The 11,305-nt window shown below is 41.9% G+C and carries 12 protein-coding genes and 1 rRNA gene; 10 read left to right on the forward strand and 3 right to left on the reverse strand.

The window, feature by feature from the left end; translation table 11 throughout:
- Window positions 1–131 precede the first annotated feature (131 nt).
- Together CRJ00_RS15430 and CRJ00_RS15435 are read right to left on the reverse strand one after the other, a co-directional pair.
- Window positions 132–506 (reverse strand): DUF779 domain-containing protein, encoded by a 375-nt coding sequence (locus tag CRJ00_RS15430; RefSeq protein WP_099367652.1) that lies wholly within the window; start codon window positions 504–506, stop codon window positions 132–134.
- A gap of 163 nt (window positions 507–669) precedes the next feature.
- Window positions 670–2,172 (reverse strand): aldehyde dehydrogenase family protein, encoded by a 1,503-nt coding sequence (locus CRJ00_RS15435; protein ID WP_099367653.1) that lies wholly within the window; start codon window positions 2,170–2,172, stop codon window positions 670–672.
- A gap of 204 nt (window positions 2,173–2,376) precedes the next feature.
- Between CRJ00_RS15435 and CRJ00_RS15440 the strand changes: the two genes are divergently transcribed.
- Complete coding sequence (locus tag CRJ00_RS15440; protein WP_099367654.1) at window positions 2,377–3,300, forward strand: helix-turn-helix domain-containing protein; 924 nt, start codon at window positions 2,377–2,379, stop codon at window positions 3,298–3,300.
- Window positions 3,301–3,322: 22 nt separating this feature from the next.
- Here the strand turns inward: CRJ00_RS15440 and smpB are convergent, their stop codons facing one another.
- Window positions 3,323–3,778 (reverse strand): SsrA-binding protein SmpB, encoded by a 456-nt coding sequence (gene smpB / locus CRJ00_RS15445; RefSeq protein WP_099367655.1) that lies wholly within the window; start codon window positions 3,776–3,778, stop codon window positions 3,323–3,325.
- A 297-nt stretch (window positions 3,779–4,075) separates the two neighbouring features.
- Between smpB and spt the strand changes: the two genes are divergently transcribed.
- From spt to CRJ00_RS15490, 9 genes are all read left to right on the forward strand, one after another.
- On the forward strand, window positions 4,076–5,284 hold the full coding sequence (gene spt / locus CRJ00_RS15450) for a serine palmitoyltransferase (RefSeq protein ID WP_099367656.1): 1,209 nt from the start codon (window positions 4,076–4,078) through the stop codon (window positions 5,282–5,284).
- A gap of 33 nt (window positions 5,285–5,317) precedes the next feature.
- Window positions 5,318–6,439, forward strand: coding sequence for a hypothetical protein (locus CRJ00_RS15455; protein ID WP_099367657.1), 1,122 nt, complete (start codon window positions 5,318–5,320; stop codon window positions 6,437–6,439).
- Complete coding sequence (locus tag CRJ00_RS15460; RefSeq protein ID WP_099367658.1) at window positions 6,436–7,434, forward strand: NAD-dependent epimerase/dehydratase family protein; 999 nt, start codon at window positions 6,436–6,438, stop codon at window positions 7,432–7,434. The genes CRJ00_RS15455 and CRJ00_RS15460 overlap by 4 nt, the downstream gene beginning before the upstream one ends.
- Window positions 7,435–7,481: 47 nt before the next feature.
- Window positions 7,482–8,186, forward strand: a complete 705-nt coding sequence (locus CRJ00_RS15465) for a CDP-alcohol phosphatidyltransferase family protein (protein WP_099367659.1) — start codon at window positions 7,482–7,484, stop codon at window positions 8,184–8,186.
- Between the two features lie 42 nt (window positions 8,187–8,228).
- Window positions 8,229–8,615, forward strand: coding sequence for a GtrA family protein (locus tag CRJ00_RS15470; RefSeq protein WP_099367660.1), 387 nt, complete (start codon window positions 8,229–8,231; stop codon window positions 8,613–8,615).
- A 658-nt stretch (window positions 8,616–9,273) separates the two neighbouring features.
- Window positions 9,274–9,465 carry a hypothetical protein gene (locus CRJ00_RS15475; RefSeq protein WP_099367661.1) on the forward strand — a complete coding sequence of 64 codons (192 nt, stop codon included), beginning with the start codon at window positions 9,274–9,276 and terminating at the stop codon, window positions 9,463–9,465.
- Window positions 9,466–9,468: 3 nt separating this feature from the next.
- Window positions 9,469–9,750, forward strand: coding sequence for a type II toxin-antitoxin system YafQ family toxin (locus tag CRJ00_RS15480; protein WP_099367662.1), 282 nt, complete (start codon window positions 9,469–9,471; stop codon window positions 9,748–9,750).
- A gap of 170 nt (window positions 9,751–9,920) precedes the next feature.
- Window positions 9,921–10,130, forward strand: coding sequence for a hypothetical protein (locus tag CRJ00_RS15485; RefSeq protein WP_099367663.1), 210 nt, complete (start codon window positions 9,921–9,923; stop codon window positions 10,128–10,130).
- A 408-nt stretch (window positions 10,131–10,538) separates the two neighbouring features.
- Window positions 10,539–11,305 (forward strand): 16S ribosomal RNA (locus tag CRJ00_RS15490); the annotation flags it as partial.

Genomic DNA, 11,305 nt, shown 5'->3' on the forward strand with positions numbered 1-11,305 from the left:
CCGCACGCCCTTCCCGCACGCCCTCCCGCACGCCCTTCCCGCACGCCCTTCCGCACGCCCTCCCCGCACGCCCTTCCCGAACACATTCCCCGCACACATTCCCCGCACACCCTTCCTTCCCGCGCGCTACCTCACCCATTTCTTTCCACTTCCGGTAATTCCTTCAACTCCTCCTCCGTAAACAACCGATAATGTATCTTAAACGTCTTGCCCAATGGACTCTCCAAAGAAAACCCACCAGGTCCAAAACCATCCAACACATCCAACGTAAAATGCGAAAACTTCCAATACTCAAACAAATCCCTATCCACCCAGAACTCAAAGCCTTCCACTAACCCTATCATCGCATCATTCATCCTTGGATAAAATCCGCCCTTTTCAAAACACTGTGGCTGCGTTCCTTCACAGCAGCCACCTGCTTGATAGAACATCAAAGGGCCATGCTTATCCACCAATTCCTTGATCACCGCCTTTGCCTCTTCCGTAACATCTATTCTTGAAACCATAACTATCCTTTCTTAATTAATCCCCAATCAATAACCAAATAATAATATTTCCACCCTTAATATAATCAATTATCCCTATTTTTCTCCTCCTAAACCATTTCCCAGTTAAAAAAATAGGGGTTAATTCCATAACCCCTAATCACACATTTAACTATTACTACTATTAGAAAAATCCAAGCTTTTCTTTGCTATAGGAGATTAGCATATTCTTAGCTTGACGATAGTGAGCCAACATCATTTTGTGGTTTTCGCGACCAATACCCGACTGCTTATACCCTCCAAAAGGAGCTCCGGCAGGGTAGGAGTGGTATTGGTTCACCCATACACGCCCAGCTTGTATAGCTCTCGGTACTTGGTACAATTGATGCGCATCACGGGTCCACACACCCGCTCCCAATCCATAGATCGTATCGTTGGCAATCGCAATCGCTTCCGCTTCATCCTTAAAAGTTGTCACAGCCAACACCGGACCAAAGATCTCCTCCTGGAAAATACGCATTTTGTTATGTCCTTTAAACAAGGTCGGTTTGATGTAGTATCCCTCTTCCAAGCCATCACCAACCTGATTAGCATCTCCACCTGTTAATACTTCCGCACCTTCCTCTTTTCCAAGATTGATATAAGACATGATCTTATCTTTCTGGATTTTGGATGCTTGAGCTCCCATCATCACCGTTGGATCCAATGGATTACCCACTTTGATCTGGTTTACACGGTCGATCACGCGTTCAATAAATTTATCATAAATATCTTCCTGGATCAATAAACGCGACGGACAGGTACAGATTTCCCCTTGGTTCAGGGCAAATAATACCGCTCCTTCGATCGCTTTATCCAAGAATGAATCATCCTCATCCATTACCGAACTAAAGAAAACATTCGGCGATTTACCACCCAGCTCCAAGGTTACCGGAATGATGTTTTCCGTAGCATATTGCATTACCATCCGACCTGTAGCGGTAGAACCGGTAAACGCGGCCTTGTTCACTTTTGGATGGGTAACCAAATGGCGACCTAATTCCGAACCGAATCCATTCACGATGTTCACCACACCCGCAGGGATTAGGTCTCCAATCAGTTCCATTAATACTAAGATAGATGTAGGGGTACTTTCAGCGGGTTTAAGGACAACCGTACAACCTGCTGCCAATGCGGGAGCCAGTTTCCATACGGCCATCAATATCGGAAAGTTCCATGGAATGATCTGGGCAACAACCCCAATCGGTTCATTGACGATCAAAGAAACTGTATAGCTGTCCAGTTCGGTCAAGGAACCTTCTTCCGCACGGATCACACTCGCAAAATAACGGAAATGATCAATAGCCAATGGAATATCGGCATTCAAGGTCTCCCTTACTGCTTTACCATTATCAATAGTCTCTGCTGCAGCGATCATTTCCAAGTTCTGTTCGATGCGGTCGGCAATCTTGATCAGGATATTGCTACGCTCAGTGGCTGAGGTCTTCCCCCAGGTTTCAAAGGCCTTTGCAGCAGCTTCTACCGCTTTATCAATATCCTCTTTTGTAGAATGTGCTACCTGCGTGAATACTTTTCCGTCGATAGAAGAGATGTTGTCAAAATATTTCCCTTGGGTTGGGGATACAAATGCTCCATTAATGTAATTATCATAACGTTCCTTGAACGATGGTCTTGCTATTTCTGCCATAAATTTAAATTTTATATATTGTGTTTATAAATGGATATACCCAGTTTACAAATGGGTATACCCAAATTTAACCTTTCTATAAGCAAGGGGATAGCATAATTGTCGCTATGAATAGCACAATACTATCAAGAAAACCAATACCCGTTTTTATTTTCAAACGCCATTGATTATATTTGGTTACCAACCGATTATAAATACATGCTTATGGGAAAAGTAAATTTGGTCCGTGAACTACCGTACGCGACAGGAAGGGAAATATCGACATTGGTTGAGAGCAGGAAGGCTTATACCCTGAATAATTTTGAACTGAATGTATTCGAAACGTATGAACCTACGAATCTCGTTCCACTTCAATTTGATGATATCGTCATCATCAATATGTTGAAGGGTAAAAAGATCATGCATTTAAAGGATGTTCCATCTTTCGAGTATCTACCAGGAGAGACGTTGGTCCTGCCGGCATCAAAACCCATGGAGATCGATTTCCCCGAAGCACGTTTGCAGGATCCTACCCAATGCACCGCTTTGGTCATCTCTTCCGAGAAGATCGGCAATACCATAGACTATCTCAATGAAATGTATCCGAAGCAGGAAGAAAAACTCAGTTGGGACTTTTCCTGGGACAAATTTCACATCAATAATACGTCGGAACTAGCCGCCATAACGAACAAATTGTTCGCGACCATGATCAGTACCGACCCGTTCAAAGATGCTTTGACGGACTTGCTATTTAAGGAATTATTGATTCGGATCATCCAGCAGCAAAAATTTGAACTTTTGAAGGAGCCGGCTCCAAAACTGAATGGCCCCGTTTCTTACCTCAAAAAATATATACAGGATAATATCAGTGAAAAACTGACCATAGAAGATCTATGCCGTAAGATGAACAGGAGTAAGGCAAGCCTTTTCCGCTTGTTTAAGGATGAATTTGGGATCAGTCCTATGGAATTGGTCATTCAAGAACGGATTGAAAAAGCAAAGGAGTTATTGCGCAATCAATTCTCTGTGAAGGAAGTTTGTTATTCATGTGGGTTTTCGGATGTCAATTACTTTATCCGTTTATTTAAGACCCGGGAATCGATGACACCCGGACAATACCAAAAATCATTTAGTATTCAGGCATCTTAATGCAAGGCTTAGGCACTGCATCTTAACGTTTCATAGCGCGGTCCATCTCGCGTTTCGTCTCGCGTTCTTTGATGCTATCACGCTTATCAAAGTCTTTTTTACCCTGAGCCAGGGCGATCTCCACTTTCGCATACCCCCGCTCATTGATGAAAATGCGTAATGGAACGATCGTGAAACCCTTTTCTTCGCCTTTTTCCTTTAATTTCTTCATTTCCCGTTTGGTCAGCAACAATTTGCGATCGCGTTTTGCTTCATGATTGTAGAAGGATCCAAAGGAATATTCGGCAATATGCATGTTCCGGATGTAGAGGCCATCCTCAAAGAAATTACAAAAACTATCGTTGATATTGGCTTTTCCCTCACGAATGGATTTGATCTCGGTACCCAATAGAGCAAGTCCAGCTATGTATTTGTCCAATAGTTGGTATTCGAAGCTTGCTCTTTTATTTTTGATGTTTACGTTTGATGAAATCGCCATTATTTTCTAGTTATTGAAGCACAAATGTAAGAATAATAGAATTTTTGCAAAACTTATCCTCTTTTTATAGGAAACTTTATGTTAATATTAATTTAATTTTATGATATTTATATGTCAAATCAACAAGAGAATGACGCTTAAGTTTTGTATGTTTGCGTCGATTTTTTGTAAATAAAGGGAAGAATTACAATATTTATCGGATTGTATGGCTGTAGTTTTGTACCTTTGTAAGATTTTTGACGATTTTTGTTAAAAGTTCAAAAAGTAAATATTGTTGAGAATATAGACACCTGACGAATGAGCAAGGGAAAATTAAATGAAAGAACTGCGCGGTTTTTAAATGGCGAGTTAGGAGATATCAAATCTAAAAACTTATACGCCTATTTCAGGCCGATTCAATCTAAACAAGATACGGAAGTTAAAATCGATGGTCGTCGAGTATTGATGTTTGGCTCCAATTCTTATTTAGGATTGACGACGGATCCTAGGATCATCAAGGCTTCGCAAGATGCTTTGGAAAAATATGGAACCGGATGCGCAGGCTCTCGTTTTTTGAATGGAACCTTGGACATTCACGTCGAATTGGAAGAAAAGCTTGCCGATTACGTTGGTAAAGAAGCAGCGATCTTATTCAGTACAGGATTCCAATCCAACCTAGGTCCCTTATCTTGCCTAACCGGCCGTCATGATTATATTCTTTTGGACGAACGCGATCACGCTTCCATCATCGATGGTAGCCGTTTGTCTTTCTCCAAGGTGATCAAATATGCCCATAATGATATCAATGATCTGCGCGATAAAATGTCGCGTTTGCCTGAAGAAAGCTTCAAACTAATTGCTACAGATGGTATTTTCTCCATGGAAGGCGATATCGTTAAATTACCTGAACTTGTTCAAGTAGCTAACGAATTCGATGCGGCAATATTGTGTGATGATGCACACAGTTTGGGTGTGATCGGCGAAAAAGGTGCTGGTACAGCAAGCCATTTCGGACTGACCGAAGAGGTGGATTTGATCATGGGTACATTCAGTAAATCATTGGCATCCTTAGGAGGCTTTGTTGCCGCCGATGCCGATACCATTGAATTCTTGAAACATAAAGCGCGTTCCTTGATGTTCAGTGCGAGTATGACACCGGCTTCGGTGGCATCTACGTTGAAAGCATTGGAGATCATCCAAACGGAACCAGAACATATCGAAAGACTGTGGGCAAATACCAATTACGCTAAAAAGTTACTTTTGGATAATGGTTTTGATCTAGGGGCTACCGAAAGTCCAATCTTACCGGTTTTTGTTAGAAACAATGAGAAAACTTATGTGGTTACGAAAATGCTTCAGGATGATGGCGTTTTTGTAAACCCGGTAGTTGCTCCTGCAGTTCCTGCTGAAGAGTCCTTGATCCGTTTCTCTCTTATGGCTACCCATACGTTCGACCAGATCGATGAGGCCGTTGAGAAGATGGCCAAGGTTTTCAAAACCTTGGAAGTGGAGAGCTTCATCAGTTAGTTTTAACAGCGTTTACACTTAAATTTTAGATCTGTGATTACGATTGTTCCTGTAGAAACCAAAAAGCAAAGGGCAGCCTTTATCGACTTCCCACATGATCTCTATGCGAACGATCCTAACTATGTGCCGGAACTGTTTCTGGGACAGGAAGATCTATTGAACCCGAACAAACATCCGTTTTATAAGCATTCCAGCGCTCAACCTTTTCTTGCCTATAAAGATGGGGAATTGGTTGGTCGTGTAGCAGCAATCTATAATACCAACCATAATGCCTTCAATAAAGTTAATGAGGGTCAATTTGGTTTCTTCGATTGTATTAACGATCAGGAGGTAGCTGATAAATTATTGCAGACTGCCGAAGAATGGGTGAAAGCCAAAGGCGCGAACAATATCGTTGGTCCGATCAACCTGACGACCAATGATACCTGTGGTCTCCTGGTGGAAGGTTTTGAACGTCCACCGATGGCGATGATGCCTTATAATTTTCCTTATTACTTGGATCTGATCAGCCATGCAGGTTTTGCCAAAAAGGTAGATCTTCGTGCTTATTTGGTCAATAAGGCAGGGGCAAATCAACGCTCGGTACTCCTTTTGGAGAAATTGGAGGCGAGATTGGAACGTTCTGGGATCAAACTCCGCCAGATCAATCTGAAGGATTTTAAGAGCGAGGCCGAAAAAATCAAAAAAGTATACAATAAGGCTTGGGATAAAAACCTTGGTTTTGTTCCCATGACCGATGAGGAATTCTATTATGTGGCCAAGGATCTCAAAATGATCGTGGATCCGAAATACTGTATTGTCGCTGAAAAGGACAATGAAGTGATCGGGTTTGCTTTGGGGATCCCTAACATCAATGAAATCCTGATAAACATCAAAAGGGGGAGGTTATTGCCTACCGGTATTTTCAAACTCCTTTTTGGTAAGAAAAACATACGTTCCATCCGGGTTTTGATGCTTGGCGTGTTGGACAACTACCGTAAACTGGGAATTGAAGCTTGTCTTTATGGCCGAATCATCAAAAATGCGATGCCATCGGGTATTTTGGAAGCGGAATGTTCATGGATGCTGGATCATAATTACCTGATGAACCACGCCATTGAACAGATCAATGCCGACCTTTACAAAAGGTATCGCCTTTACGAAAAAGCGATATGAAAAAGAAGATCTTCATTACGGGTGCCAGTGGATTTGTAGGATCTCACCTGACTGAAGCTGCACAAAATTTAGGTTTAGAGGTCCATGCTGCGGTGAGAAAATCCAGTAAGGTAGCCGATATCAAACCTTTCGTCGATAAATTTGTGTTCCCTGACCTGGGCAACGCCGAAGAACTCAAAAAACTTTTTGATCAAGAGGGATACCATTACATCATCCATGCAGCGGCCATGACCAAAGCCAAGGATGAGCAGACGATGAACCTGGTCAATGTTGGCTATACGGATGCCATCATGGATGCTGCGCTTTCTGCGGATATGCCCCTGGAAAGGATTTCCTATGTCAGCAGCCTTGCCGCTGTTGGACCTATTCCATATCAGGAGGAAAAATTGATCGATGAGTCTTTCCCTTACAAACCACTAACCGTTTACGGAAGAAGTAAAAAAGCTTCGGAGCTGATGATTCAGGATAAGTATACGGATCAGCGGATTTCCATCTTTAGGCCTACTGCAGTCTATGGTCCACGGGAAAAGGATATCTTCATTCTTTTTGATACGATGAAAAAGGGGCTTGATCCCTATATCGGCTCAAAACCACAGAAACTGAGCTTTGTATATGTCAAGGATCTGGTCGATGTGTTGCTGAAAGGGGTGATGGTTCCACAAGAAGGCTTACAGATTTATAATATCAGTGATGGCGAAGTGTATTCCAGATACGCAATGGCCGAAATATTCAAAGAGGTGTTCAGCCGTAAACTTTTTAGGATGCATGTTCCCTTATCCCTGGTAAAAGGGATTGCCGAGATCTCGCAATACCTGTACAAGAATTCGACGAAAACGCCAGTGATCTATCCGGAGAGACTCTTCGAACTAACGGCAGAAAATTGGGCAGTAGATATTTCCCATGCCAAAAATCTGTTGGACTACGATCCGAAATACCTATTGGAGAATGGCCTCAAGGAAAGTCTCGAATGGTACAAAATAAATAAATGGTTGTAATCCCATTTATTGCACCTACAAATTAAAACAGTAATTTATTCCAAACAATGAGTGAGCAAAAGATCAATAAAAAACTTTTTCAGGATAGAAAAAGAACCAATATATTAAGTAATCCGGAACAACGATTTATATCTTATTTGGTTCCAAGAATTCCAGCATGGCTGAGCTCGGATGGCTTAACGGCCATTGGTTTCTTCGGATCCTTGATGATCTTGGGAAGTTTTCTGCTGGCTGAATATGTTCATATCAATTTCTTGTTATTGGCGGTAATTGGTTTTTTTGTGCAATGGTTTGGGGATTCATTGGATGGTAGGATCGCCTATTACCGGAACAAATCCAGAAAATGGTACGGTTTCGCGCTGGATATCGTCATGGACTGGATCTCGACGGTATTTATTGGATTGGGATATGTGTTCTATACCACCGGGGATTTTAAGTATTTAGGTTTTGCGCTGGTTTCCTTATATGGTTGGGCGATGATCATTTCGCAATTGCGCTATCGGATCACGGATAAATATACCATTGACGCTGGACTTTTAGGTCCGACGGAAATTCGGGTGGTGATCTCTTTGGTGTTGATTTTAGAGGTAATCGTACCTGGTTCGATAAATTATAGTGTATTGTTGATCTGTATAGCTTTGTTTTTTATCAATATCGGGGATACCAAGAAGTTGTTGGCTCTAGGCGATGCGAAGGATAAGGAGGAAAAGGCGGCCAAACTTGCCGAACAGAATAACCAAAGACAAGCGTAGTGACCGTATTGAACTAAATAGTTGCTGTTTTAAAATAATGGGATGTCCGGAAAGTTCAATGAATTTCTAAAAGCACAATTGTCTGCCTTTTTAGGCGGACTTGCTGATTTTAGTATCTATACCTTCTGTTATAAAGTCCTACTTTTTACTGCTCCCTTTTCCAATGTAGTTTCGGGGAGTTTAGGGGCCATCCTGAATTTTACCATTAATAGATATTGGTCTTTCAATAATACAGCTACTCCGCTGGCGAGCCAATTATGGAAATTTATTGTGGTGGTAATTGGAAGTATTTCCATTAAATCTCTGGGGATTCATCTTTTTGTGGATATTTGGCACTGGCATTTTCTGCTTTCCAAATTGATCATTGAAATTGTGGTTTCTTTGGGGTTTAACTTTACCCTTCAGAAATATTGGGTTTTTAAGAAGTAGGTAAACCTCCGTCATTGCGAGGAGGTACGACGAAGCAAACCCCCACGTCATTGCGAGAAGGTACGACGAAGCAATCTTTGGAGATGCGGGAAGATTGCTTCGTTCCTCGCAATGACGCAGAGTCCCCATATTGCCTTCGCTGCAAAACCATGGTGAAAGCAATGCTAAAGTATGCTTTTCCTATGGTCAACATCCATTTTCATGCTTTTTCCCTTCTTTCATCTTGCTATAAATACAAACCAAGTGGGTTTCAGAGCAAAATAGGTTAACCGATAAATGTCCTAACATAGGTAAATGGGATAAAATCCTTTTTATGTTGATTTATTTTGCACTGCAATTATCCCATATAGTCTTACTTTGATAAAAAACTCCAATTACAACAAAATCTAGAAAAAGTTGGACAGGGCTATCCTGGTCCAATTATGGTTGTACTTTTATTGGAATAACATTATTTTTGTTTTATATGATTGAACTATAAGTATTCATTTACGGACAAGTTCATGGAATACTAAAAGTATTTTTTAAATAATGTATAAATCGCTTCGATCCTAAAAAATGCATGTCATTATTATAGAACATTAGGTTTAGGATTTATAAATGATTTAGTATACAGAAGTAAAATAATATTTAATTAAATAATCAATGATAAATAACTTATATGAAAACGTTGATAATTGAATTGCCAGAAGAAGAAACAAAATTGTTTAAACAACTTCTAAAAAAATTAAATGGTCGAATTGTTTCCCACAATCCAGTTCCCAACAAAAAAACCATTGATGCTATGAATGAGCTAAAACAGGGAAAGGGTGTCAAATTCTCTAGCGTATCTGAACTCTTTAAGAGCGTGTAGGTCATGTTTCAAATTGTAGCTTCTACCAAATTTTTAAAAGATTTGAAACGTTTGAAAAAGCGTAGTAAGGCTGATTTCAAATTGATGGAAGTTTTTATTACAAATTTAGCGGCTTCAGGACACCAAGGAATTGACAAAAAACATAGACCACATAAATTAAAAGGTGAATATAGTGGTTATTGGGAGTGTCATGTAAAGTCGGATTTATTACTTATTTGGAGTGAGAATTCGGGAATTTTGCTCTTGGAACTTGTTAGAACCGGAACTCATTCAGATCTGTTTTAAAGCTTCTACCTCTTTCATCTTCTTCTGAAATATTATTATTTACTCTTTCTTAAGGTTAGTTGGTTATGTTTTCCGTAGACCATAACGATATTTGAATATTTGTAAAAGAGCGTGGAGAAGAAAACAATATTTATCCAAGTCCTAATTTATTTCCCAACTATCCCAGCCCAATGCTCATATCGAAAACCCCCGATATGGTTATCAATCCACCCCAATATCCATTCCGAGCCACTTATCCTACAAATTTATCCACCATTGCCACAGCGCTTTACACGGTAACCGTAAAAAATGTTCCCCGGGGGTCTTGGAAATATGGTTGGGAAGTCCCTATCTTTGCACCACTCCGCAAGGGAGGGACGGCCGGATGGCCACTGAAATAAGGGTAGCTGTACATGTTCCGAGGGTCCGCCCAAAGGGTGCATGTTACACGGAAAAAAAGCTCCAAAAAATTATTTTAAAATAAATTTTGCGGAACCGAAAAAACCTTCTACCTTTGCAGTCCCAACCACGGGGAACGGCAGCCGGCGCGACGCTGGCAGCCCACAGAAATGACAGTTCGAGACCAAGGAAACGAGGTCGAAAAACATACAGAWGCCGAAGCGCGAGCGGAGGCGGAGAGTTCTTTAAGATTTTATGATCATGTAACGCAGCGAGTAGTCGGAAGACGAAAGCTGAAAATTAAGACSATCTACAGATCRATCAATTTCAGATTTCCGGGAGCAGGACAGAGATACAAAAAACAAGACGTTTCTATTTTTATGAATAGTCACGGTCTTACACTTCATTCTACAATGGAGAGTTTGATCCTGGCTCAGGATGAACGCTAGCGGCAGGCCTAATACATGCAAGTCGAACGGGATCCGGTGGTAGCTTGCTATCATCGGTGAGAGTGGCGCACGGGTGCGTAACGCGTGAGCAACCTACCCATATCAGGGGGATAGCCCGGAGAAATCCGGATTAACACCGCATGCAACCATTAGATGGCATCATCATATGGTTAAATATTCATAGGATATGGATGGGCTCGCGTGACATTAGCTGGTTGGTGGGGTAACGGCCCACCAAGGCGACGATGTCTAGGGGCTCTGAGAGGAGAATCCCCCACACTGGTACTGAGACACGGACCAGACTCCTACGGGAGGCAGCAGTAAGGAATATTGGTCAATGGGGGCAACCCTGAACCAGCCATGCCGCGTGCAGGATGACTGCCCTATGGGTTGTAAACTGCTTTTGCCGGGGAATAAACCCCTCCACGTGTGGAGGGCTGAATGTACCCGGAGAATAAGGATCGGCTAACTCCGTGCCAGCAGCCGCGGTAATACGGAGGATCCGAGCGTTATCCGGATTTATTGGGTTTAAAGGGTGCGTAGGCGGCACTTTAAGTCAGGGGTGAAAGACGGCAGCTCAACTGTCGCAGTGCCCTTGATACTGAAGTGCTTGAATGCGGTTGAAGACGGCGGAATGAGACAAGTAGCGGTGAAATGCATAGATATGTCTCAGAACACCGATTGCGAAGGCAGCTGTCTAAGCCGTTATTGACGCTGATGCACGAAAG

It is taken from the genome of Sphingobacterium sp. 1.A.4 (assembly GCF_002734245.1).
Classification (GTDB): domain Bacteria; phylum Bacteroidota; class Bacteroidia; order Sphingobacteriales; family Sphingobacteriaceae; genus Sphingobacterium; species Sphingobacterium tenebrionis.